Annotated in this window: 30 protein-coding genes and 1 pseudogene; 6 read left to right on the top strand and 25 right to left on the bottom strand. The window is 37.2% G+C overall.

All coding sequences use genetic code 11. From position 1 onward, the window contains the following. Positions 1-152: 152 nt before the first annotated feature. Positions 153-1,853 (top strand): L-lactate permease, encoded by a 1,701-nt coding sequence (locus M3225_RS09825; protein ID WP_251392982.1) that lies wholly within the window; start codon positions 153-155, stop codon positions 1,851-1,853. A gap of 54 nt (positions 1,854-1,907) precedes the next feature. Here M3225_RS09825 and M3225_RS09820 read toward each other — a convergent pair whose 3' ends face one another. Further along, a complete protein-coding gene (locus tag M3225_RS09820) occupies positions 1,908-2,180 on the bottom strand; it encodes a hypothetical protein (RefSeq protein WP_251392981.1) in 273 nt (90 codons plus the stop codon). A 134-nt stretch (positions 2,181-2,314) separates the two neighbouring features. Continuing rightward, a complete protein-coding gene (locus M3225_RS09815) occupies positions 2,315-2,962 on the bottom strand; it encodes a VC0807 family protein (RefSeq protein WP_029322461.1) in 648 nt (215 codons plus the stop codon). A 252-nt stretch (positions 2,963-3,214) separates the two neighbouring features. Between M3225_RS09815 and M3225_RS09810 the strand changes: the two genes are divergently transcribed. Together M3225_RS09810 and M3225_RS09805 are read left to right on the top strand one after the other, a co-directional pair. Continuing rightward, complete coding sequence (locus M3225_RS09810; RefSeq protein ID WP_014459567.1) at positions 3,215-3,361, top strand: hypothetical protein; 147 nt, start codon at positions 3,215-3,217, stop codon at positions 3,359-3,361. A gap of 107 nt (positions 3,362-3,468) precedes the next feature. Beyond that, the gene (locus M3225_RS09805) at positions 3,469-4,272 is read left to right on the top strand and encodes a lipid II flippase Amj family protein (protein ID WP_251392979.1); all 804 of its coding nucleotides are present in this window, start codon (positions 3,469-3,471) and stop codon (positions 4,270-4,272) included. A gap of 25 nt (positions 4,273-4,297) precedes the next feature. Here M3225_RS09805 and M3225_RS09800 read toward each other — a convergent pair whose 3' ends face one another. The 15 genes and pseudogenes from M3225_RS09800 to M3225_RS29810 all read right to left on the bottom strand — a co-directional run bounded on the left by M3225_RS09800 (position 4,298) and on the right by M3225_RS29810 (position 12,919). Further along, the gene (locus tag M3225_RS09800; protein ID WP_251392977.1) at positions 4,298-5,074 is read right to left on the bottom strand and encodes an ABC transporter permease; all 777 of its coding nucleotides are present in this window, start codon (positions 5,072-5,074) and stop codon (positions 4,298-4,300) included. Then, positions 5,071-5,961, bottom strand: coding sequence for an ABC transporter ATP-binding protein (locus M3225_RS09795; protein ID WP_251392975.1), 891 nt, complete (start codon positions 5,959-5,961; stop codon positions 5,071-5,073). Before M3225_RS09795 ends, M3225_RS09800 begins: the two co-directional genes overlap by 4 nt. 12 nt (positions 5,962-5,973) lie before the next feature. Continuing rightward, positions 5,974-6,165 (bottom strand): PLDc N-terminal domain-containing protein, encoded by a 192-nt coding sequence (locus M3225_RS09790; protein WP_251392973.1) that lies wholly within the window; start codon positions 6,163-6,165, stop codon positions 5,974-5,976. Continuing rightward, the gene (locus M3225_RS09785) at positions 6,162-6,368 is read right to left on the bottom strand and encodes a transcriptional regulator (protein WP_251392971.1); all 207 of its coding nucleotides are present in this window, start codon (positions 6,366-6,368) and stop codon (positions 6,162-6,164) included. Before M3225_RS09785 ends, M3225_RS09790 begins: the two co-directional genes overlap by 4 nt. Further along, a complete protein-coding gene (locus tag M3225_RS09780; protein WP_251392970.1) occupies positions 6,368-6,688 on the bottom strand; it encodes a YxlC family protein in 321 nt (106 codons plus the stop codon). Before M3225_RS09780 ends, M3225_RS09785 begins: the two co-directional genes overlap by 1 nt. After that, entirely contained in the window at positions 6,685-7,242 is a 558-nt protein-coding gene (gene sigY, locus M3225_RS09775; protein ID WP_251394370.1) for an RNA polymerase sigma factor SigY, read from the bottom strand. The genes M3225_RS09780 and sigY overlap by 4 nt, the downstream gene beginning before the upstream one ends. 70 nt (positions 7,243-7,312) lie before the next feature. Continuing rightward, complete coding sequence (locus M3225_RS09770) at positions 7,313-7,654, bottom strand: DUF1033 family protein (RefSeq protein WP_013057574.1); 342 nt, start codon at positions 7,652-7,654, stop codon at positions 7,313-7,315. Between the two features lie 155 nt (positions 7,655-7,809). Further along, positions 7,810-8,043 carry a hypothetical protein gene (locus tag M3225_RS09765; RefSeq protein ID WP_251392968.1) on the bottom strand — a complete coding sequence of 78 codons (234 nt, stop codon included), beginning with the start codon at positions 8,041-8,043 and terminating at the stop codon, positions 7,810-7,812. Between the two features lie 20 nt (positions 8,044-8,063). Continuing rightward, positions 8,064-8,282: a spore germination protein gene (locus M3225_RS09760; protein ID WP_013083687.1), complete on the bottom strand. Its 219-nt coding sequence runs from the start codon at positions 8,280-8,282 to the stop codon at positions 8,064-8,066. A 109-nt stretch (positions 8,283-8,391) separates the two neighbouring features. After that, positions 8,392-8,922: a hypothetical protein gene (locus tag M3225_RS09755; protein WP_251392967.1), complete on the bottom strand. Its 531-nt coding sequence runs from the start codon at positions 8,920-8,922 to the stop codon at positions 8,392-8,394. 116 nt (positions 8,923-9,038) lie between these two features. After that, positions 9,039-9,278 (bottom strand): YiaA/YiaB family inner membrane protein, encoded by a 240-nt coding sequence (locus tag M3225_RS09750; protein ID WP_013057577.1) that lies wholly within the window; start codon positions 9,276-9,278, stop codon positions 9,039-9,041. Positions 9,279-9,579: 301 nt separating this feature from the next. Continuing rightward, positions 9,580-9,780, bottom strand: a complete 201-nt coding sequence (locus M3225_RS09745) for a DUF6501 family protein (RefSeq protein ID WP_013057578.1) — start codon at positions 9,778-9,780, stop codon at positions 9,580-9,582. 79 nt (positions 9,781-9,859) lie between these two features. Next, on the bottom strand, positions 9,860-10,633 hold the full coding sequence (locus M3225_RS09740; RefSeq protein ID WP_251392965.1) for an alpha/beta hydrolase: 774 nt from the start codon (positions 10,631-10,633) through the stop codon (positions 9,860-9,862). 121 nt (positions 10,634-10,754) lie between these two features. Next, entirely contained in the window at positions 10,755-11,825 is a 1,071-nt protein-coding gene (ssuD, locus tag M3225_RS09735; protein ID WP_251392963.1) for an FMNH2-dependent alkanesulfonate monooxygenase, read from the bottom strand. A 219-nt stretch (positions 11,826-12,044) separates the two neighbouring features. Continuing rightward, positions 12,045-12,919 (bottom strand): annotated as a pseudogene (locus M3225_RS29810) (STAS domain-containing protein). Between the two features lie 129 nt (positions 12,920-13,048). Here M3225_RS29810 and corA point away from each other — a divergent pair. Further along, a complete protein-coding gene (corA, locus tag M3225_RS09725) occupies positions 13,049-14,011 on the top strand; it encodes a magnesium/cobalt transporter CorA (RefSeq protein WP_251392959.1) in 963 nt (320 codons plus the stop codon). A 31-nt stretch (positions 14,012-14,042) separates the two neighbouring features. Here corA and M3225_RS09720 read toward each other — a convergent pair whose 3' ends face one another. Then, on the bottom strand, positions 14,043-14,222 hold the full coding sequence (locus tag M3225_RS09720) for a hypothetical protein (protein WP_251392958.1): 180 nt from the start codon (positions 14,220-14,222) through the stop codon (positions 14,043-14,045). A gap of 262 nt (positions 14,223-14,484) precedes the next feature. Here M3225_RS09720 and M3225_RS09715 point away from each other — a divergent pair, with 262 nt between their 5' ends. After that, entirely contained in the window at positions 14,485-15,762 is a 1,278-nt protein-coding gene (locus M3225_RS09715; RefSeq protein WP_251392956.1) for a polyamine aminopropyltransferase, read from the top strand. An 83-nt stretch (positions 15,763-15,845) separates the two neighbouring features. Next, positions 15,846-16,580, top strand: coding sequence for a polysaccharide deacetylase family protein (locus M3225_RS09710; RefSeq protein ID WP_251392955.1), 735 nt, complete (start codon positions 15,846-15,848; stop codon positions 16,578-16,580). A gap of 28 nt (positions 16,581-16,608) precedes the next feature. Here M3225_RS09710 and M3225_RS09705 read toward each other — a convergent pair whose 3' ends face one another. The 7 genes from M3225_RS09705 to M3225_RS09675 all read right to left on the bottom strand — a co-directional run bounded on the left by M3225_RS09705 (position 16,609) and on the right by M3225_RS09675 (position 24,442). Next, entirely contained in the window at positions 16,609-17,280 is a 672-nt protein-coding gene (locus M3225_RS09705) for a DUF421 domain-containing protein (protein ID WP_251392954.1), read from the bottom strand. A 119-nt stretch (positions 17,281-17,399) separates the two neighbouring features. Then, positions 17,400-18,176, bottom strand: a complete 777-nt coding sequence (locus M3225_RS09700) for a M15 family metallopeptidase (RefSeq protein ID WP_251392953.1) — start codon at positions 18,174-18,176, stop codon at positions 17,400-17,402. Between the two features lie 161 nt (positions 18,177-18,337). Next, positions 18,338-19,405 carry a TolB family protein gene (locus M3225_RS09695; RefSeq protein WP_251392952.1) on the bottom strand — a complete coding sequence of 356 codons (1,068 nt, stop codon included), beginning with the start codon at positions 19,403-19,405 and terminating at the stop codon, positions 18,338-18,340. A 20-nt stretch (positions 19,406-19,425) separates the two neighbouring features. Continuing rightward, complete coding sequence (locus M3225_RS09690; RefSeq protein WP_251392951.1) at positions 19,426-20,901, bottom strand: sensor histidine kinase; 1,476 nt, start codon at positions 20,899-20,901, stop codon at positions 19,426-19,428. Then, positions 20,898-21,590 carry a response regulator transcription factor gene (locus M3225_RS09685; protein WP_251392950.1) on the bottom strand — a complete coding sequence of 231 codons (693 nt, stop codon included), beginning with the start codon at positions 21,588-21,590 and terminating at the stop codon, positions 20,898-20,900. Before M3225_RS09685 ends, M3225_RS09690 begins: the two co-directional genes overlap by 4 nt. 135 nt (positions 21,591-21,725) lie before the next feature. After that, positions 21,726-23,237 carry an FAD-dependent monooxygenase gene (locus tag M3225_RS09680; protein WP_251392949.1) on the bottom strand — a complete coding sequence of 504 codons (1,512 nt, stop codon included), beginning with the start codon at positions 23,235-23,237 and terminating at the stop codon, positions 21,726-21,728. A gap of 35 nt (positions 23,238-23,272) precedes the next feature. Further along, the gene (locus M3225_RS09675) at positions 23,273-24,442 is read right to left on the bottom strand and encodes a YhgE/Pip domain-containing protein (protein WP_251392947.1); all 1,170 of its coding nucleotides are present in this window, start codon (positions 24,440-24,442) and stop codon (positions 23,273-23,275) included. Positions 24,443-24,479: the final 37 nt, after the last annotated feature.

Raw genomic sequence — 24,479 nt, 5'->3', positions numbered from 1 at the left:
TCTTTTAGTACTTGCCTATCATAAAAGAATTAGAATATAATGTAAGCGAATTCATTTTTTACATAAGTCATCAGATGACCTTATCATCGTAGTTTTAATTGTTTTATTTTACTAAATTTGTGGTTCACTAATTTGAAAATGAGGTGTTAGTTATGACATGGACACAGCAGTTCACTCCTGTAGGAAACAGCGTCATTTGGTCTTCATTAATCGCTTTGATTCCTATTCTTTACTTCTTTTGGGCTCTGGCTATTAAACGAATGAAAGGTTATATGGCTGGAGTTACAACTTTACTGGTCGCACTTGCCGTTGCAATACTCGCCTATAAAATGCCGGCTAGTATGGCTTTTATGTCAGCTAGTCAAGGAGCCGTATACGGTATACTGCCGATTGGATGGATTATCATTACGTCCGTTTTTCTTTACAAACTAACCGTAAAAACCGGTCAGTTTGATATTATTCGTACCTCTGTCGTATCCATTACAGAAGATCGCAGACTTCAAGCTTTGTTAATCGCTTTTTCGTTTGGTGCCTTTCTTGAAGGTGCTGCTGGTTTTGGCGCACCTGTTGCCATTTCAGCAGCGCTGCTTGTAGGGCTAGGCTTTAATCCTTTGTATGCCGCTGGCTTATGTTTGTTAGCAAACACAGCACCCGTTGCTTTTGGTGCAATCGGTATTCCTATAACGGCTATGGAAGGCCCTACTGGGGTAGCGGCAATGGAGATTTCTAAAATGGTAGGCCGACAGCTTCCTTTTATTTCTATATTTATTCCGCTATATTTGGTTTTTGTAATGGCTGGATTTAAGAAAACATTAGAAGTACTCCCTGCTATTCTAGTATCCGGCGTCTCTTTTGCTCTTACACAGTTTGTCAGCTCTAACTTTTTAGGACCTGAACTTCCCGATATTTTATCAGCATTAGTTTCACTTTTTGCGCTCACTATTTTCTTAAAATTCTGGAAACCAAAAACAACGTTCCGTTTTCAATCTGAAAAAGCAGCACATGAAGTAGCTTCTGCTTCAGCTGAGCTGAGAGAAACTCAAGATCAACCCACATTCACAGGGGCTCAAATTGCAAAAGCGTGGTCACCTTTTTTAATTTTAACGATATTTATTTCTGTATGGGGAATTCCTCAAATTAAAACCGCTTTGACAGAACATTATGAAGGAGCTAACGCCTTTTTGGGCGCTATCAATTCCATCGGACATTATTTAACGTTCATGCCGGAAGTACCTTGGTTAAATAATTTAATTTTAAATGGAAATGGAGAACCGATTGCTGCAGTTTATAAGTTAGAATTACTAGGCGCTGCAGGCACAGCTATCCTGTTATCTGCTGTTGTAACAAAATTTATCGTCAACATCTCTTGGAAGAACTGGTTTATTACGTTTAACGAGACGTGCAAAGAATTAGCGTTACCGCTACTTACGATTATGTCCGTTGTGGCATTTGCTTACGTGACAAATGCTTCTGGAATGAGTACAACCTTAGGGCTACTGTTAGCTAAAACAGGCGCGTTATTTCCCTTTTTCTCTCCTGTACTCGGCTGGCTCGGTGTTTTTATTACAGGATCAGATACATCAGCCAACTTATTGTTCGGCAACTTACAAAAAATCACGGCCACGTCTATTGGAATGGACCCGCTTCTTGCTCTTGCAGCAAACTCTTCGGGCGGAGTAACCGGGAAAATGATTTCACCGCAGTCCATCGCCGTTGCCTGTGCTGCGGTTGGGTTGGCTGGAAAAGAATCCGATTTGCTTCGTTTTACGGTGAAGCACAGCTTATTTTTACTACTGATTGTCTGCGTATTAACATTTTTACAATCTAATGTATTATCGTGGATGATTCCTTAATTAAAAAAGCTTCCGCGCAGAGGTATCCCTCTGCGCGGAAGCTTTTTTCTTCATTTAAGATCGATTAATTGCATATATAACAAATAAAACAATATCTAGCAAAATCATTACAACACCAACAAGCAGCCAGATGTTCCCTTGAGTCTTTTTCTCTCCTTCTTGCATTTCAAACGCTCGAATAGCAAATACAATTCCAAGTGTAAACACAAGAAAAAACAGCTGACGGTAATCGAAGAACGACAGAACGACAAAAATTAAGGTAAAAAACACCATAATCATTTCTAAAATCCGATAAGGTTGCTTTTGACATGCTAATAATAGTTTCATTTCTTGACCTACTTTCATCCCGTTCTTAATAGCGTTATTTTACTATTAATTTTAAATGAGATGTTAGCGTTTCGTGCACTGTTCACTGTTTTGTAACAAAAAAGCGTACGTTAGTTAAACGCACGCTTCTCCTTCTATTCATTTACATTTGGATTCATTGGATTATCAATCCCTGTTTTATCTTGAATTTTTTTATAGATAAAATACGTGTAGACAGCAATTAAAATGGAGAATGCCCATGTAACAGCCTGACGGAATACAATCATGTTTCCATATCCTTCTACTCCGTACTTTTGAATCAATACGTATTTTACAATTGCTAAAAATACATAGCGACCTGCGAACAGTACCGTAAGCCAGTTCATCATTTTGAATAGATCAGGCTGGTGAAAGAGCTTAAGAGAATCTTCTCTCTTATAGCCCATTAAGTAAGCCGTATCTACGAAAAAGTACAAACCGATTGGCTTTTTTATCACAATGGTAAAAAGGACAACTACAGCCAGTCCAATCATAAAGTATACTTGATTGTTTAACATCGTTGCTGCGTTCCCTGAAATTAAATCAATAATGGTACGTGCCAGCAGCGTAATGACAATAAACAATCCTGTTACGTTAAACTGACGATCTTTAATAAATGTATAAATGGTATACACAAACGCTGGTGCTGTTGAAAGCAAAATGGCATAGTAGTCACCAATAATGTCTTTTCCTTGGTTCCATATTAGGTACGGAATAGCGATATAAAAAAGTAAATCAAACCATACTCGTTTTGTATTGTTCATATATAACTCCTTTAAAAACGTTGTTCTTGCTATTATATGGGATACTACGCAAGAAAAAAAGGTTTTTACCTGGAATGTTATGAAATTTTAATCATTTTATGTTTAGATCCAGAGCGACAGGGAAAACGATTTCTAGAAAGACTTCAAGAGTTATAAACACCAAAACACTTGAGCAGCAACACATATGCCACAAGTGAAAAATGCTGAAAGGATTGATTCATTATCGCACTTCACCTAACGTACACGTCAGAAATGGAAAAGGCCATGCAGCTTTCTCACGGCGTGGGGTATGCTGAATATAGCCGTAAGCTAGACAAACGTCTACAGGTGGAAAAAGAACGAGAAAAAGATTATCAGGCTAGCAAAGATATACTGCGTGATATTAATCAGCATCGATAATAAAAAGCCGCTTGCTACTTTTGGTAGCAAGCGGCTTTTTATTTACAAATGAACCAAATTTATACATAATAAGGAAGTGCAGTATTGAAGAAAGGAACTTGCTTATTATGATGGAAAAATTACTTATTATTTGTGTGTTTGTAGGAATTATTCACATGATTGAAACGCTAGCCTACTCTGTGAGACTTGCAGGCTTGAAAACTGGAAAACTAGTCGTGGCTTTATCTCTTTTTAATATTATTGTCATTGTTTCAAGAACAGCTAATATGGTGCAAGCTCCGCTGACCGGCAAATTAGGAGATGCGGTCCAGTCTAAAGAAGATCTGCCTGTTCTACTTCATCAGCTTCAAACCATCTTGCTCGCGGCTTCTATTGGGACAATCGTAGGTGCTCTTTTACTTCCTAGCTTTGTATCGATCTTCTCCCGAATGATTTCACACTTAGAAGTAGCGGGATCTGTACCTCAAATGATGAAAAACATTGCTTCCATACATACGCTGGAAAAAGCAAAAAAACACGTTAAGCGTCCTAGGTGGATTATGCTGTCTCAGCTGCGAATAGGTGGAGTACCCAAACGGTTACTGCTTTTGAATTTAATGGCTACGACCATTTATACAGTAGGTGTTCTTTCCACTCTTTATGCTTCTACACTCGAGCCTACTCTTTCTAAATCAATTCTGATGTCTTCTGGTCTTATTAACGGACTAGCGATGATTACCCTTGCTGTGTTTGTAGATCCGCAAGTAGCCATTTTAACTGAAAAGGTAATGAAAGGTGAATCAACTAAGCAATCTATGAACAAAATGGTTGGTACACTCGTCATCTCTCGTTTGTGCGGGACAGTATGTGCCCAGATTCTCTTAGTGCCCGCTGCTCTTTATATTGCGTGGATTTGCAAATTAATCCCTTAGAAAAGACTTCGTTGAAGAAGTCTTTTTATACATATTCCACTTTTTTGTATCTATGAACAGCAGCGATTAAAAGAAGAAAGCTGCTCATTAACGTAACAACTACGGTATAGGTGACACTTTGTGACCAGTGCAATTGTTCAAGTATATGAGCGGCGTATTGTGACAACGCTGCAGGACTCCACTTTAATTGATTCGTAAACAAAGTACTCAAAAATGAAAGTGACGCAATGATCAAAATGCTTACTCCAGCAATCCCTCCGCTTTGTAAAAGAAAGGTTCCAGCTGCCACTAAAACGGACAAGATAAAAATCAGCCACAGGCTGTATAAAAGAAAGCTAACCAGCATATGAGTCCAATCCACATATGAAAATAAAAGATTTGTATAATACCACGCTGCTATATAGCTCATAAACGTTGAGCCAATAACCAGTACGATTTGCGCAGCCCATTTACTCATGAGGTATTGAATGACACTCACCGGTCTCATCATAACAAGTACAGCAGCATGATTTTGTCGTTCATTTGAAATCATATTCATGCTTGCTAGTACAATCAGTAAGGTTCCTATTGTACTATATTGTGAAAGGACACCCTGTAATACTTCTTGACCGGTGGGCGTAGGAAGTTGAATAATTGCTCCTTTCGGTAAATTTCCTGCCATGTCAATGATTTGTGGCATATAATAATTCGTTAAAGGCTGTGTGATGCCTAGTAAAATCAGAGAGACTGGCAGCCAAATTCCTTTGCCGTTCGCAAATAATTCATGTAATTCTTTTTTGAATAAGATTCCAAATGTATTCATTTGTTCATCACCTCTAGATACACATCTTCAAGAGAATGCTGTTTTCGTTCAAATAAAATAAGGTTCGCTTTTTGATCAACAAGCAGTTGAAGTAGTTGCTGCTGCTGAGATTTATCTTTTACACCTACAGTGGCTTTATATGGAGAATGAAACAGCAGCTGCTCACTTGGTAGACTACCGAAAGACGCGGGGAGCCTTTCTTCTGTTTCAATCGTAAAAATAGGAGAAGTGAACTCTTGGCGCAGCGAATTCTTTGTTCCATTCCATTTCATGCGTCCGTTTTTAATCATAATAATGTTATCGCATATTTGTTCTGCATCATGCAAAATATGGGTTGAAAACAGAATAGATGTATCTTTTTTTAATGTTTCGATAATCATTAGAACATCTTTTCTGCCTTCAGGATCTAAAGCCGAAACCGGTTCATCTAGAATTAACAGTTCAGGTTTATGTAACAAAGCCTGCGCCAAGCCTAAACGTTGTTTCATTCCTCCAGAAAAGCCAGCAATTTTCCCCTTTTCTTTTCCTTTTAAACCTACAGTTTCAAGTACTTCATCTATTCGTTGAGAAAGCACATTCTTTGAAATGTTAGATAAAAGACCTATAAAAGTTAAATACTGCTGAGGCGTCATCCAATTAAAAAACGTAGGATGCTGTGGAAGAAAGCCAATAAATGATCGTACGTCTTGATGTTGTTTATCTTCAAAAGAAATTTTTCCTTTATCAGGTGCAGTAAGACCTGCAATCATATGCAGAGTAGTCGTCTTACCTGCACCATTAGGGCCTAACAATGCTCCACATTTTCCTTTGTCGAGATTAAACGAAAGGTTATTTACAACAGTTATATTACGATACGTTTTTGTCAGTCCTTCTACTTGCATAAACATCTTCGTTCCACCTCACTGTTTTTTACGTGCTAAAACAAAATATAAAATGGGGCCAATTGTACTTACAAATAAAATAATGAGTCCCCATAACCATTTTGGCCCGTTTGTCTCTTCTTGCTTCATACAGCTTATCAATGCTGGAATCATTAAAAACAATTGTAACAATATAATTGGAGCAATTAATAACCAGTTAATTTCATTCATTTACATTCCCCCTTTTTTCTTCGTGCTGGAAGCCAAATAATAAAAAAACAATAAAAAAGCGTTGGCATTGGAATTTGAATCAGTCCCCATATTCCCCAAAACCATGGATGAGCGCCGCGTTTTTTTGCATTGATAAAAAGGAGAAAGCTTTGAAGAAGGAGAAATGGTGAAATAAACAGAACAAGAATCCATTTTTCATGCATTATAAAGACATCTCCTTTTTTCGTTTATAGTGAAAAACAATAAAAAAAATAGGAGCAACAATGATCCCAATTACTTCAATGGCGATAAATAAAGCAGGTATTTGTAAAATAGCAGTTGCCATTACCGTTAAAATAACAAGTGCTGTTAATGTAAATAAGCATAACTCTTTCCTGAAAGCTTTTTTTTGCTTTTGTTTTTGAATGAGAAGTTGCTCTTTAATTACATGTAGAGAAATATGTTCATGACTTGCTAAACTCTCTAGCTGCTCCCAATCTTTTTTTAAAGAATGTAAGGACTGATTGTCATTTTCTTCTCTCATTCTTTCCACTCCTTTCTCAGTATGTTTACTCCTTTATTTACTCTTGATTTAACTGTTCCTGCTCGCATATTCAGCATATGAGCAATTTCATCATATGTATATCCGTAATAATGTCGAAGCAAGATAGGAATTCGAAAGCGCGAATCGAGTTCATTAAAATCGGAAAACATCTCGCTCCATTCCACTCCTTTGTATTTGGTTTTCCACTGAAGCTGATGCGATAAAGAATGCTTTATTCGCTGGAGACTGCTTTTTTCCCGTTTTTGCTTACGCAAATAATCCATGTACAGTCTTGAAGCAATGGATATCATCCAAGTCGAAAACTTTGCTTCATTTTTGTATGAAGAAAGATTCACGTAACATTTCATCATTGCTTCCTGACACAATTCACTGCATAAATCCTCATCTAATGTTAGCTTTAAAAGGTATTTATATAAAAATGAATGATAGCGCTGAAATAACAGTGAAAAGGCATCATCATTACCTTGTAATGCTTTTTGGACAAGGATGAAATCATCTTGTTCCAAAGCGGTCACTCCTCCTTTTTGTTTCATCACCTATATGACGCTTTAGCGATTGAAATCGTTCATTTTTTATATGAAAAAAACGCCCCGCAGGACGTTTTTATTTAGTACGAAGCATTTTTAATCCTTCTTCATCTTCTTCTAATGAATAGACTTCGTCGTTTTTAGCGAATAAAACACCATGGAAGATTTGAAGATCATCATCACAGGCCTCACAAAATTCTTTTTCGCCTTCGTTCCAAAAGCTAAAGAGCGCTAGTTCATCGCTTCGCACGCTTGCGTATTTTTGATGAAATTCATAAATCATCATCGCATAGTAGCGAAGTGCTTCTTCTTTTTTTTCAAATTCAATGGTTTCAATAATATCTTTTTCCCAGCCTTCTAAAAACAGCCAAGGTTCACAATCACTTTTTATTTTATGAACTCTCCATTTATCTGTCATGATTGAACATCTCCTTACTTACAGCTTACTTCTAAAAATTCTCTTTTCCTTATTATTCAGCAAAAATAACTTTGAATCAAGTAAAACGGAAAAAAACGCCTATTTTCAGGAAATAGACGCTGACAAGATAACTTAATCTAAACTTCTTTTTTATATTAGTAATAGCCCCTTAAACTATAAGGAACTAAATTGCCCGTATAATACTGGGTAACGGGAGGAAAAACGCCTGCTGAAGGCGTGATTTTACCCCACCAATATGGTTTTTTCCCCCACCAGTTGTCCATAGCTCCATCAGGTGACACGACAAATCCAATTGGACGTGCAAATGAAGGCATAAAATACGGATAAAATGAATACTGAAAAGGCGTGTAGAAAGAAGAATAAAACATCCCTTTCCTTATCCCTTTCCTTATCCGTTTCCGAAGCCGTTTTGGTCCGAACCATCTGGATCGAGCGTATTTGTATTAGAAAGTCCCGAATTTGTATTTACGCAAATTCCTGTATTTGAAGATCCTGAACCTTGTGCGGTTTTACTGTTACTTTTTGGAGAAACATAGTACGTATCTCCAAACGTAACGACTCCTCCTGTAACGTTTGGAATCACTACATGATTAATAACAATCGGCATTATCCTCACCCTTTTTATTTTCATCGTGATGTAATATATGAACGATTTATCAAAAGGGTTATAAATTAATGGATATAAATAAAAAATCCCCCGGCAGAATGGGGTATTTTTACGCTTTTAGCTCTTTTTTAGAATGACTTAATTCATCTCTTAAAATATCAAAATCTCGTTCTGCTACTTCTTCAATTTTAGTATACAATTCATCTTCTGTGAGGAGTCCTTTTTCTTCAAGTAATTCGACAAGAGCCTTAAATTTTATTCTAAATAAAAGCACTTCGTTTATCGTGCTCTCTGTTGGCTGTTCCTTTTTTGCTTGTTCTTTTGTGTTAACAGGTTCTTGCTGCAGCTTCACTCTGAAAACAATATTTGTATGATCTGTAATTTCAGGTGACTGATAAAATGTGCTATGCGAAATATTTTTTAGTATAAGCGTTTCTTTTGTATCCATATTTGTTACTTCAAAGTACGGATCCTCAAAAAATGCATCATATTTATCATAATCTGCTTTGCCTACAACCGAAAAAGAAAAGTTTAGCCTTTTCAACTCTTCACCTGTATTCGCATCAGTAATCATTTTTTCTTCAAACATATCAACGTGAAAACTTACGTTATTAATCATTAATTGTGTCAATTCAATCACCTCCTTCTTTATTAATACGACATGGAGTGACAAGTTCCCTGTTTTTTTATATAAAAAAACATCTCCCAAAAATGGGGATGTTTTTCAAGGAGCTAGAAAAATGCTCTTTTTTAGCTCTATAATTCTTCTTCTGCTTTGTCATATTTGCGTTCGTGTGCCGTATCTTCTTCGTTATCACGGATGGTTTTTTGGAGCACAAAAGCAGACATCGTTAAGTATAACGTTCCAACGGCATAATAACCTTTTACCGGTAATGATGCATCTAATGTATAAATTCCTATAAACATAGCTAATAGTGCTGTAATAAAAGCTGTCCATGCTAAAAATGTAAAAGCTGCTGTATTACGCTTTTTCACCGTATAACCTCCTCTTTTCCTTTTTCTGTTAAGCGTCGCTTTCATTTTACATTGTAAAATAATTGTTGTCATGGGTATTTATAGTCAGTTACCCTTTTAATCAGAACAAGAAACGGAAGAATTTAGGTCTTAAATCCTATTTTTATCATAAAGCCTTTTTCCGAAATGATTGGATATATAGAATTTCTCTTTAAAAGAATGCTCGTTCGTTTCACTGAGAAGTGGAAGACATTGGTTGTAAGGTCCAGTTAACCATTTCTATTGCAATAAAAAAATCATCGCCGAGACGATGATTTTTTGTTTAGCCTTCAAAGTATTCTTTATAAAAGCCGCCAACTTGGCCAGTGTTATCAACAACAAAATAAAACTCTTCTGTTTCGTTTTTTACATCATATGTTTTTCCTGCTGTTAATACATTTTCAACCACGAATTTTTTTGCATCTGTATGTATGCATTTTACTTGTTTAATTGTTGGACGATCGTTCCATTCTAAATGAATCATGTATGTACACTCCTTTGTTTTCATTCAAGATTCATTTTATCTTACTTGAAGTAAAAAAGAAATGGAGCGAATTTAAAAATTAAAAAATTCGCTCATGCACTTTTTTTTTGGCAACTGTTGCTTGTACAAACTGTGCTGTTTGTGCAACAATCGTGTCTTTATCAAAATCCATCGACGCAACATGGTAAGAGTTTCTAAGCATGTGCTGTCTTTTTTCTGCTGATTGAATATGTTTTAAGATATAAGCTGAATTCTCAGGTGGTACTACGTTATCAACGGTTGATGTTAGTATTAAAGCCGGGCATGTTACATGAGATAAGCGTTCTTTTGTTTCGTCCATTAAAAAAAGTAGCTCACGCATGGAGCGCACTGGTACTTTATCGTACGTAATTTCATGTACATTTGGATCTTTAATATCCGGCTGATCTTCTTTTAAATAACGAGGCGTATGACGAGAGCGATAAGGCTCCATTGATGGAATTGACGTCATAGCCGGATTGATTGCAATAACTCCGTCAAGGTCTAATCCTTGGCTTGCTGTATGAAAGGTAAGAGTGCCTCCCATGGACTGACCTAATATAAATACATGACGGCATTCTTGCTTCAAACGCTGATACCCATTTAAAAAGTCTTGCTTCCATTCCTCGTACGTTGTTTGCTCAATATCATAGTAGTGAGTACCATGTCCCGTTAGTCGCAAACCGTACACAGTAAAACCTTTTTTAGCTAATTCTTTTCCGATATATTCCATACTTTGAGGAGTCCCCATAAATCCGTGAGAAACAAGTATACCAATGTCGCTGCCTTTATAATAAAAAGATTCTGCGCCTTGAATTACGTCATAACGTTCCATTTTCTTCACCCTTTACCGCATATTTTCTGACTAAATGAACTATCTTTATAATACACCTATAATTCCTATGAGTCAACTAGGTTATTTGTTTTTTTATCATTCAAAAAGAACGAAGCAAGAATTATTTCTTGCTTCGTTCTTTTTGAATATGTGGAAATACTAGCTCAGCAAACGTATATGCTTCTTCTAGATGCGGGTAACCTGATAAAATAAATGTGTCAATTTCTAGCTCTTTGTACTCTTTTAAACGATCGGCTACAATTTCAGGACTTCCAACAAGAGCGGTTCCAGCTCCTTCTCGTGCTAAGCCAATTCCTGCCCATAGATTCGGAGCGATCTCTAATGAACCTCGATCTTTTGTTCCGCTGTGCAAACTTGACTGTGTTTTTTGGGCAGTGGAGTCAAATGACGCAAATTTATCTTGAAACGCTTTGATCGTATCATTATTAACATGTTTAATTAATTTATCTGCAGATTCCCACGCTTCGTCTTCTGATTCTCTTACAATAACGTGCAGACGAATACCAAAGCGAATGTCCCGACCTTCGTTTGCAGCTTTTTCTTTCATCTCATCAATTTTCGTCTTGATCACTGCAGGCGGCTCTCCCCATAACAAATATACATCTGCATGCTTTGCTCCTACTTCTTTTCCTGCTGGAGAAGATCCACCAAAGTACAGCGGAGGATACGGTTTTTGGACAGGAGGCGATGGAATGTACGCGCCTGTTACATCAACATGTTCTCCTTTAAAATCCACTTTTTTTCCTTCCATTACATCTCGCCAAATCGTTAAAAATTCATCTGTTAACTCGTAGCGTTTATCGTGGCTTAAATAGTTACCGTACGTTGCTTGCTCCACGGGATCTCCTCCCGTCACAATATTTAACATAAGTCGACCGTTTGACATTTGATCGAATGTCGAAGCCATCCGTGCTGAAAGTGTTGGAGACATTACACCCGGGCGAAGTGCAATTAAAAACTTCAGTCGATTCGTAACAGAAGCAAGTGCCGATGCAATCACCCATGAATCTTCACAATTTGAACCAGTAGGCAACAAAGCACCGTCATATCCTAGATAATCCAGCCCATGTGCGATTTGTTTTAAGTAGTGAATGTCACTTGTTCTGCTTCCTTCGGTTGTGCCTAGATAATGTCCGTCGCCTGCTGTAGGGAAAAACCATAAGATGTTCATTTTTATTTCCTCCTAAATATTCTCATATTCTATATAAAACGTTTTCATATTATTTGTTTAATTCTTTTCCTCTAACTACAGATGTACATTTTTATATTAGCGTATGTAATACTACTCTTTTTATTTATTAAATTAGTAAAATCATAATACCTATTTAACCTATAAGTCAAGTGTGAATTAAAACAAAAAAACAAGAATTAAAAGTAATTCTTGTTTGCTTTATCTCTTCATACGTGAAGCCATCGCATTGGCAAGGGTGGATTTTGTTGATATATTTTCAAACGATAAACCTAAATGAGAAGCGGTAATCGCGATTTCAGGACGTACCCCAGATATAGTTGATTCTACGCCTATTAATTTTAATGCATCAATCAGCTGGAAAATCTGATGAGCAACCATCGTATCGACAATGACTACTCCTGAAATATCAATATAAAGGTGATTCACTTGCTGCTCAGCGCAGCGAGTTAACGTATTTTCCAAAATTCGGCGCGCTCTTGCCGTGTCGATATCCCCAACAAGTGGAAGAATTGCAATATGATCGCTTAATGGAATAACTGGCGAGCTCAGCTCGTTAATCAGCTCTTTGTGTGCCTCCAGTAAACGCTTTGAATGCTGATCATGTTCTTCTACAAATTTATAAACGGTAATATCAAACACACGGACAATCAATTCGTTCCATTCGTCTATTTCTTCTTGCGTAATAATTTGCTCATACTCTTCTACAAATTGATTTAAATACGTTAAATACTGTTTTCTCACTCGGAAAAATTCTCGAATAATATAATGAATAGGCGTTCTTACATGCTCTCCATCTTCGGCAATCTTTAAAATCCACGTTTCAAATGAATCAAAAAATTCTTTTTCACTTTTTATAAATACATCCGCTATGTATAAATGAAATTCATTATTTTGATCTTTTAATACTGAAATGACTTCCGGATGAGTCGATGCATAAACCGATTCTGGGTCATTGTCTTCAATACTTTCGTACCACTCTTCCGTCAGTTGATCTGCATGTTTTAAAAAAACGTTCGAAGTGCTTCATTTTTATTCAAAACGATTCCCCTTTCCATACGAGCTACTACCATCATTATAATTCCCCTTTTTTATCCTTACTAGTTTTATAGAAAGAGAAGAGAGAAAATTATTTTTTTAAATACTTGTATTTTATGATTTTATGCTACATTAAAGTAGTTATAAAAATGCAAAGGAGTTTTCAAATGATACGAACGTTAGCTCTTACGAACGATCACAAGCTCATAAAAAATATACAATTAGATCAGATTCATGATCCCTCTATTCAGTACTATTGGATTGACTTTAACTGCCCTTCTGAAGAAGAAGCGTTGCTGCTGCAATCATCCTTTCACTTTCATCCGTTAGCGATTGAAGATTGCTTTCATTTTCTGCAGCGTCCAAAACTCGATTATTATGAAGGATACAGTTTTTTTGTCCTTCATTCGTTAAATCGTCAAACGTTAGAAGCTGAAGAAGTTGACCTTTTTATCGGCGAAAACTATATCGTTACCTTTCACTTTCACCCATCGGCTGCAATTGACAAAGTATGGGAAAAATTACTTCATACGCCTTTGAGTCAAGAAAAAGGGGTAAGCTACCTTGCGTATTCTGTGATGGATAAAGTTGTAGATGAATATTTTCCTAGTGTATATCAAATTGAAGATGAGCTAAATGATATAGAAAACATAGACGCTAAGAAATCCATCTCTGTTTTAATGGAAGATGTATTCAAACTTCGAAGTGATTTACTAAAAATCAGAAGAACCATTTTGCCTATGCGCGATTTATTGTACCGTGTTATAAATTCTGAACGCCTAGATGTTCATCCTGAACAAAAAAGATATTTTAAAGATGTCTATGACCACTTATTAAAATTAGCTGATATGATTGAATCGAATCGGGAAATGACGTCTGATATGCGCGATAATTATCTTTCTCTTAATTCAAACCGGATGAATTCAATTATGATGACACTGACCGTTATTTCATCTATCTTTATTCCGCTTACATTTATCGTTGGCGTATACGGAATGAATTTTGAAAATATGCCTGAGTTAAAGTGGCGCTATGGCTATTTCTTTGTGCTTGGCTTCATGGGATTGATAATGCTTTGTTTAATCCTATGGTTCAAGCGAAAAGGCTGGTTTAATGCTGATAAAGAGTAGAGAGATTGAGACATAACTAATTCAATCCAATCTAAAGACGAACAAATTGGATAAATAAGCTAGTATGGATTGCTTGGTACACCGCTGTTGATTTCCGTGCAAGGCTTCGCTTTCCGCGGGCGGCCGATGAGCCTCCTCGTCGCTTACGCTCCTGCGGGGTCTCACCTATTCCGCTTTTCCCGCAGGAGTCTTCGCCTTGCCCTCCAATCAACAGCTAGAAGTAACTACATACATGAAACCTACATTCACCATCACCATGAAAAAATCCGAACGAGTTGGATTCTCCATCAAGAATCTCGATTCATCGTTCGGATCTTCCTTCAACTAAACTACTTTTGTCCCAGCCCCTTTTCTATGTGAAGATAACTAGTTATTTCCCGAAAATATATATATAAAATAACGTGCTTACGTTTCCCTTTTCTAAAAAATTTCATAAGATAGTGAAAATAATGCTCAGAAAGGAGGCTGAAGTAGTGGATATTAAAGGCGAACACTTGCTAATGGATGCATTCGAATGCGATGAAGTGATATTAAATGATTCCTCACTTTTAGAACGGTTTCTTATTGAAGCTGCACTAGATGCAGAAATGGAAGTTCTGCATTGTTATTTTCACCGGTTTACTCCTCAAGGCATTACAGGCATTCTTCTATTAGCTACCTCTCACTTGTCTATTCATACTTGGCCGGAGGAAAACTACGCTTCATTAGATTTTTATACGTGCGGAGACAAAGAAATTGTTGAAATCGGTTATACGTTACTGAAGAAATTAGCTTCGAAAAAAGCTGTTGTGTATTCGATTTCTCGCGGAATTCAAAACGCCGAAATGTTAACAAAAAATCATCAGCATGCTGGGAGCACTCGTCTTCTCAATCGCGGAGATGACTCAGATCACGTTAGTCTACAACAGATCTTAGCCGGCAGGCATGATATTTTGTTTCATCAGAAAAACAGTATTCAAGATATCCAGCTGATTAAAGCACCTGATATTCGAATGTATTTAGATGAACAGCTGCAATTTAGTTCATTGGATGAACATGCGTACCATGAAGCTCTTGTACACCCTGCCTTTGCAGCTTCCTTAAGTTCTCGCCGCATTCTTATTCTAGGCGGTGGAGATGGTTTAGCTTTACGAGAAGTCCTTAAATATAAAGAAGTAAAAGAGATAGACCTTGTGGAAATAGATGCTGATGTAGTAAAAGCTGCGATGAATATAGAAGAATTAAAGAAGTTAAATCAATGCTCATTTGAAGATTCTCGTGTCACCGTTCATATTCAAGATGCTGTTGACTACCTCTCTTTGAATTCAGCGTGTTATGATATCATCATTATTGACTTTCCTGATCCTACTAACAGAAAAATAAGTGCTCTTTATACAAAAGAATTTTACACACTTCTCCAACGTTCACTATCACACATCGGCTTGGTCGTATGTCAGTCAAATTCTCCTAGAGACACACCTATCGTTTTCTGGAGCATTAGCAAGACGATGAAAGCTTCTCAGTTTTATACGTTGAGTTACCACACCATTATTCCTTCTTTTGGAGATTGGGGTTTTCACATCGGCTCAAAAAAACCTTTGTCTGCACCTGTACTCTCTACTGATGTTTCATCTACTACGCTGCCATCAGACTTTACTAAGTTAATGCGTTTTTCTCCCCATTCTCTTTCTAAAAAACAGTTTGCAGTTGTGAACTCTGCTGAACACTTGGTTCTGCATAAAATATTTAAAAAAGAAGGCTTATACTTGTAAAAAAGAAAGCTTGGCTTATACATTCCTTTTCTTTTGACATACTAAGACAGTCTCGTCATCATTGCGCGTTAGAAAGGATTGTTATGAGAAAAATTTCGGTTTTTGTTATCTTATTACTAGCTGTTATTTTCCCCTCTCCCGTTTTTAGCCAAATGAAAGTGCCTGTACTGATTTACCATTCTATTGATTCCTACACAGGCCACGGTGAAAAAGAATTATATGTGACGCCTGAAAATTTTGAGAAACAACTTCTTTATCTTAAAAAGCAGGGATACACGCCACTAACATTTGAAAAATGGCAGGAACTGAAGCGTGTGAAAAAGCCTATATTTATTACATTTGACGATGGATATAAAAATAATCTTAATATCTTGCCTATTTTTCAAAGAGTAGCAAGTCCTCGATTTCATCCAGCTGCTACAATTTTTGTGATCTCAGATTTTATCGGCCGTCCTAACCGTTTATCCCCGGTGGATTTAAAGAAATTCGTTCATTCGGGATTTTTTTCCATTCAGTCTCACACCGCTACTCATCCGGATTTAACTAAGACGAAAAATTTATCATATGAGCTAGCTGACTCAAAGAGAAAAATTGAAGCAATCACAGGCCAGCCCGTTATTGCTCTTGCCTACCCTTATGGAAAGGTCAATAGCCACGTTGTGGAAGAAGCAAAAAAAAATTATACATTTGGCCTTTCAACGATTCCAGAATTTTTTACTGAAAGCGGACAAAAGAATGAAAACTATCTTATTCCGCGTCTGTATGTTACGTATTCTACAACGATTGAAGATTTTGCTAAGCTATTAAAACAAAGCTAAAAAACCTCTCCTCGAAAGGAAAGGTTTTTTAGAATTTTGTTATTTCTAATCCTCGCTCTTGCTGCCATTCAGCATAAAAAACTTCGCTGTATTTCTTTATTTTCTTGATTGCCAGCTGTTTCTTTAACCACTTCTCATCTACGTTAGCTTCTTTCAAATTACCAGGCACCACTTTTCCATCCATAATTAAAGCAATAGGTAAATTGGTTTGAGAATAAGGAATATTTAAATCATTTTTCGTCGGAGGACCGAATTCATGTTTAGGAGCGACGCTTACCTCTCCATTCGTTTCTAAAATGACGTATTCTGCTTCATACAGTGAAAAATACCCTTGCTGTCTCATTAGATGCTGAAGCTGATTCAAATCCAAATTGTTTTTCTTAAGCTCTTTATAACGGATTTTCCCTTTATAAATAATCATTGAAGGCTTTCCTTCAAGAATTCCCCTAAATCCTGTAAAGGTTTGAGACAGCTTTGTCACTGTATAGATCAGAAGCCCCCAAATCAAAACGCTGTACAGAATTTCAGTTAACTCTACTCCTTTTTCAAGAGCTGCATCCCCCACAATATTTCCCAGGACAAGTGTTGTAATAAAGTCAAACGGAGTAATTTGAGCAAACTGCGTTTTGCCTAAAAGCTTCAGCATAATAAATAGCGCTAAAAACCCACATATTAATTCAATCGCAATATCTTTATACATTGATACCCTTCCTCTATAGCAAGCATGTTATAGTATCAGTTTGTATCATATGTGATAGTGATAAACCTGACTTTTAATTTTTCTTCTCTTCATTCCTCACTTATAGCAGAGAAAAGGGATTATAGAACTTTTGATTGATCTTTTTTCTTGCTTGCATAGTTTTCTAACGTTACATATTGATTAAAAATTGATGCGGCTGCCTTTTTTCCTACATATCTAAGGTGCCATGGTTCGTATTTATAGCCGGTAACTTGCTCTTCACCTGCAGGGTATCGAATAATGAACCCGTATTGATAGGCATTTTTTGAAAGCCAACGAGCCTCTGGCGTATCAGCGAAGCAGTCTGCCGCAGCACATATTCCATTTCCTCCTGTGACATCGATTGCTAGCCCCGTTTCGTGTTCACTTGTTCCAGGGTAGGCGCTGTAGGTGCTTGCTTTTTCTTCTCCGTCTCTCTTTGCATAGAATACAAAAAGTTTCTTTTGCCGCTCGTGAGATCGATAACCAGATACACCAAGCAGGCTGATTCCCGCTTTTCCAGCATCTTGAAAAAGTTCTTCAAGCGCTTGTGCCGCCGGCTTTCTAAGCATTCGTTTTTCTATTTTTTCGCTGAAGATAAACGGAACGTCGGCATAGACTAAATCGGAAGGTTGATAGGATTCAGGAAGCTGATGCTTTTTATTGACCAAAGCCGTAACTGATTCTGGATTGGCTATTACCACTGTTTCTTCTAAGTTAGGTTTCTTTAAAGATGAGGAAGCTGATGAGATTGCTAATTTTTGAGCTTGTCCATTTTCATTAGATTCTCTCGCTGGTTTTGACGAAGAGTTGACTGTTCCGCATCCTGTTATCATCAGGGTAAAAGCTAAAAAACCAATAAACAAAAAATATTTCATGATGTCTTGCTCCTTTCAAAAGGCTTCTTATAAGCCAAAAAAGCCTGTAAAGAAAGGATAAAAGATAAATGTTTCTGTTTTTTATTCAGTTGTTTCCAACTCGTAAACACTCTTAAAGAATTATAGTGTGTAAAAAAATAGAAATAGACTACCTAAGCGGTCTATTTCAAAAAGATAATATACGTATGAACTTGATTTTGCGTGAAGCTAGATGCAACTAGTTTATTTCCTGATTGACTCCAAGCAAGCTGATCGGCAGCATAGTCTAAATTTACGTTTAAGTGTGTAACATCTCCTGTTAATCCGTCTGCTATAAATATCCCTTTATCTCCGCCTTTTTCGGAAATAAAATTATAAGCTAATTTCGAACCATCGGGAGACCAGCTTACGCCAAAAATTTGAGTGGATAGAGCAAGCTGAAAGGCCTCTGATCCTTTTAAATCTGTGATAGACAGCGTTCGCGTTTGGGCATCTTTTTGCTGAACGAGCGCTAATTGCTTTCCATTTGGAGACGGGATAATAGAGACAACATCGTCTCGAATTTTTTCGGGATCCGTCTGTTCGTTATGAAGGAAAAAAAGCTGGTTGTTTAAACCGATATAATAAATGCCACCTATTCCTTTAACTGCATCTAAGATTCGCTCATCTCTGTGCAACAGTGGTTCTACTTCTCCTTTTATACTTGCTTTAGAAAGCTTTCCTTCCATTGTAATAAACATTACTTCTGAATTATTAAGCCACTCTCCGCTTGATGGATAGAGAAGAACATTCTTTATTTTAACTGTTTTTTTCGTTTGAACGTTCATTATATAACCAAATGTATCTTCTCCTTTTGCAACTTTATAAAAAAGATATTTGCCGTTCGGAGAAAGCTTCGCCGCATGTTGAACTTCATTGCTTGGATGCAAAATAAAAGTGGACTTATTTTTAAAATTATAAGTAGCTAAATTCTGCGCATATACCTCTTTGGAACCGAAATCGTGCGAACGAAATTGTTTATTTTCTTTACTAACAATAATGTTGTGTTCATTCAAAAATTGAAATGCCCTTACGCCTTTAATATCCTGAACGTCTTTTACCTCTATTTTTCCATCTTGTTCTACTTGGTCCAATACAGTAATTTTCTTGTCAGATTTTTCAACGGTTTCTCTATGGCTTTCTCCTTGGCCGCACGAGGTTAAAATAAGAAGGCCGCTTGTCAGACCTATAATTAGTCTATACCGTTTCAATAACGGTTCACTCCTTTTAGCTAACTCATTTCTTTGTTTTTCAAAGGAAACGACACTTTGAAAATTGTCCATGCAGAGTCAGAATGATGCAACTTGATAACGCCTTTTTGTTTTTCAGTTAAATCTTTGACTAATGCTAAGCCAAGGCCTGTTCCTCCGGATAAACGCGACCGGTCTTTATTTACAGTAAAAAATGGTTGGAATAATTTCGCTTCCGCTTCGGGTGGAATTCCTATTCCGGTGTTAGCTACACCCACAATGATAGAATTCTTTAAAGTGTAAGACGTTACTTCCACTTTTCCGCCTGGTTCGTTATATTTAATAGCATTGTCAATTAAATTGATAAAAATGTGTATTAAGCTTTCGCGATCAGCCCAAACAACCGATTTTTTTATATTTGTATGAAGAGTTAAATCAAACTTAGCTGCTTTTCCTTTCATACGGTCGCATATGTCTTCTAGAAGCCGCTTCAATTCAACTGACTCTGGGTGCTGCTCGAAATCATATTTCTCGAGTGCTGAAAGCTTTAAGATTTTATCTACCATTTCATGAAGGCGATCCGTTTCTTTACGAATGTTTTGCACGCCGTCTTCCATAAGCTGAGGATCATCTCGATACATATCAAGTAAGTCAACATAGGCTTTGATAGATGTTAAAGGCGTCTTAAATTCATGGCTGATGTTTCCGATAAACTGCTTTTGCTGCTGTTCAAGAGACTGCAGTTTCGAAATAGCAAGCTCAAGCTTTCTTTTTTCTTCATTCATTTGATCGATATTTTTTTCAATCGATGTACTCATAAAAAACAAGCCTTGACTGAGCTCCCCAAGTTCATCGCGTCGTTTGAACGGAACGTCAGTTAAATAATGGCCTTTTCGAATCAGCTGTGAAGTTTTTTGAAGAGTAGCGATAAGCGAAGCAATGCGGTAAAAATAAGCATAGCCAATTAAAAAAGCTGCTGCTGCTGCAATCGTTCCTCCAATACGAAATAAGTGCCTAATGTCAGCTATAAACTGCTGATTATTTTTTAGTGAATGGTCAAAACGAATGGCTCCAATAAATTGATTATCGATTGACACAGGTGCAAAATAAATAAGGGAAGAACCCGAGATTTGATAGGCTATTTTTCCTTTCAAAGCATAGCTAAGCGTGTCAGAAACATCCACAGATTTTTGGCCGATGGGAATAGAGCTTCCTGCTTCCTGTCCTTTTTGATTATACAGAACTGTTTGCATTCCGCTTTGTGATGCAATAGAAGATGCAAGGCGCTGTCCTTTTTGCTGAAGAAAGGAATCTGTATTCAGAGACGGGTCACCGGTTAAATAACTTTGATGAATCGTTTGCTCGGCTGCTTCGCTTTTTTGAATAAGTTCACTTTCTAGCTGATCACGCTGATTTGTCTCAATTCCTTTTAACACGAGTACGCTCAGTACAGTTACTGTTAAAATAATTAAAAAAGCAAGAACGAGTCCCATCTTAGCTTTCAGGCTGATTTTCATTCATTGATCCCTGCTGTCGCTTTATATCCAACGCCATATACCGTTTGAAGCAGATAAGGTTCTGCTTCTCCTACTTTTTTTCGAAGGCGCTGCATGTGAATGTCTACCGTACGTGTACCGCCTGCATAATCCATTCCCCAGACAAGATCTAGTAAATCTTCTCTTGTGTACACTCTCTCCAAGTTGGCAAGTAATAAAGCAATAAGATCAAATTCCTTTGGTGTAAGCTTGACTAAATCATTGGCAACATGTAATGTGCGCTGAATTAAGTTCACCTTCACTTTTCCCACAGTGATTGCTCCCACAGCCTCAGGATCTTCGTTTTTTTCCATTCGCCGAACAAGCGCTTTAGCTCTAGCTACAAGTTCTCTTACATCAAACGGCTTGGTCATATAATCATCTGCGCCTAACTCTAAGCCTAGAACTTTATCGACGATATCATTTTTAACCGTTAACAAGATAATCCCCATTCCTCTTCGATTCTCAAGTTTTCGGCATACTTCATACCCCGTTAATTTCGGCATCATCACATCTAATATCATCACGTCAGGGCGAAAGATCTTTACTTTTTCAAGCGCTTCTTCACCGTCAGATGCTGTGTCTACAATGTATCCTTCGCGCTTGAAAGCATAAGATACCGCTGTAGCAATACTTTTTTCATCATCAACTACCAAAATTCTTTTATTCAATCTACCACGTACTTTCATTTGATATTTCTATTCGTCTATCTTATCAAACAGCTTTCCCAAAAACATCTCCAAGTTGTTTCGAAATTGTAAACAAAAATCAAAACACCATATAAAATGGCGTTTTTTTTAGATTTATTATTCATTTGTAAAAGGAAGAATGTTATGTGTATGCAAATATTGATGAAGCAGGTCTATACGCTGTTCGCTGCTAATAAAACCGATGTACCCGTCCGGTCTAATAACGTACAGAGCACCTTCTTGAAGCCCTACTTTCTTCATGTAAGGCTTCCAAGAAAACTCGTGCATAGAGAAGTCTTTTTCTTGCATGCTCTTTTTTAGCTTCTCTGCTGCTTTTCCATAGACGTGTATTTGCCAGTTTAAGGACTGTAAAGATTCAAAATTCCCTTCCACAAAAGGTAACCGATCACCACTTTGCACATTCTTCCCTTGTCCGCTGCTTAGGTCACTATTTCGATAGGTAATGCGGATTTGAGATAAAATTGTAAATGCTTTGTGACGGGGATAAGGGAAACGAAATAAAAAGGATAGTACAGGCGGAAAGATATGCTTTCTAAAAAATTGACTCGTTTTATCTCGTGCCACCATTCGCTTAAAAGCGCGATCAGTTGTATCTACAAGCAGCTCTGCAAAAGGCAACCTTTCTTCTTCGTACGTATCTAATATAGAAGGTGCTGCTTTGTGTTGAAGGACAGCTGCTAATTTCCATGAAAGGTTGATTGCATCTCCAATTCCTGTGTTCATTCCTTGTCCGCCCGCAGGACTATGAATATGGGCTGCATCTCCACTTAGAAAAATACGCCCTTGTCGGAAACGACTTGCTACTCTGTGATGGATATGATATGTCGAGAACCAATTTATATCTTCAATCTGAGCACCAAATGTTCGTTGAAGAAAAGCGTGAATGTTTTCAGCTTTTACATCGTTTTGATCCTCAAGAGCTGAAGGAATAATGCCGATCATTCGATACGTTCCTTTACTTCTAACGGGCATACAAATCAAAAATTCTTCATTGCTAAATGAAATACTGATTTTTTGATCCTTCATCATTTCACCAGATTCGTGAACATCCATCACATAAAAATGCTGTTTATATTTTTCTCCTTTAAACTCTATATTCATTTGTTTACGAACTGTACTGTGTGCTCCGTCACATCCACAAATATACTTAAAATAAGCGGTTTCCTCTTGCTGGGCTTTTAATACAGTTTTTACCTCTTCTCCGTGTTCAGATAGGGATAGTAACTCCGTCTTCCATTCTACTTCAATCCCAAGATTTTTTAATTTTTTAAGTAGAAACCGCTCGTGGTCGTCTTGTGGAAATGTAAGAACAAAAGGAAAAGGACTTAATCCTTCTCCTAAAGATCCTAGATGAACCTTTGCTTTTATTTTATTCTTTACTCGAACGTATACATCTTCCATCTTAATCCCGCGGCCTATGACTTCATCTGCAAAACCGAACTGCTGATAAAATTCAAGCGTTCGTGGTAAAATAGCCATTGCCCGGGAGGCTTGCCCAGGCCCTTCGTTTCTATCAATAATTCGAAAAGGAATGTTATGTCTGGCTAAATTGTATGCCATAACGAGGCCAGTAGGTCCGGCGCCAACAATTAGGATTTGTGGATTCATCATCATCTCTCCTTCTCATTCAGTTACAGTATCTTTTATATTGAGCGAGACTTCTCTCTTTTTACAGAAGATACAGGTAAAGCAGAAGCAAATAGAGCACACAAGCTTATTAAAGCGATAAAGGTCAGAGCAGATACAGAATGATTCCATGTTAGATGTCCTCTAAAGAAAAACAGTTCTCTTACGCCATCTACCATAAATCTCATAGGCAGCCATGAATAAATCCACTCTCGATAAAAATCAGGCATGATTTCTGGGGCCATGGAAAGCAGCGGTGCTCCAAAAAATAAAATAATAACGAAAATCGGAAGTCCCTTTAGTCCAACCCATGAAAGTACGGCTAATATCAAAGTAAAAAAACTGAAGTAAGCAATAGCTAAAAATAGTGCTGTATCCAAAAATGAAGGGACAGTAATTCCAACTACTTCAGCCATCCACGCTAGCCCAAAACCTGCAGCTAAAGCAAGTATAGCCCCGATGATTACTAATCCTACTTGGTTATCGATTTTCTCTTTACGAGAAGAAAACGTGATTTTTTGGATGGTGAGAAATATAACTGCTGCCCCTGCTATACTTGCCATCCACAGCGGCTGAAATAATGAAACTGGGGCGTTTCCATTGACACTATGAGTCCCTGTTTCGTTTACGTTTATAACTGTCTTTTGAACCGGTGCAACTAGTGCTAATGCTTGTTTTGTACTTAGTTGCGTTCCACTTTGTTCAAACCTTTTCACTAGCTGCAAGCGCATATTTTCGTTCACCTTATCGACTGCTCCGTTTAGCACCTGGCTTGCTAGTGTTGAAGCAGCTGTATTCATTCCTTGATTCACTAATAATCTAATAGCAGGCGCATCCGGCTGAGTCGTCTGAAGAGTTGCCTGTTTTTTGCTGAAATCTTTTGGGATAATAAGCGCTCCGTAGTATTTTAGATTATTTAACCCTTTTTCAACTTCCTTAGTATTAGATACAAAAATCCATTTAACCGAAGACTGTTTAGTACTTGAGCTTTTTATATTTTGTTCTATTTGATCTCCTATATTTACATTACCCTTTGTTGGAACTGTCACTCCTTCGTCGCCATTTACGAATGCGATTGGCAAATCCTTAGGTGCTGGACTTACCGAGGGAATTAACGTTAGGATAAAAATAACCGCTACTACTATAATTGGTGAAAAATATATAAGCTTTTGATTAGCTAATTTCATATAGATAACCCCTTTTTATTTTAAACATATGGACGTT

This window comes from Priestia aryabhattai (genome assembly GCF_023715685.1).
Classification (GTDB): domain Bacteria; phylum Bacillota; class Bacilli; order Bacillales; family Bacillaceae_H; genus Priestia; species Priestia aryabhattai_B.
The sequence above is the reverse complement of the archived record's forward strand: the minus strand, read 5'-3'. Positions and strand labels throughout refer to the sequence as shown.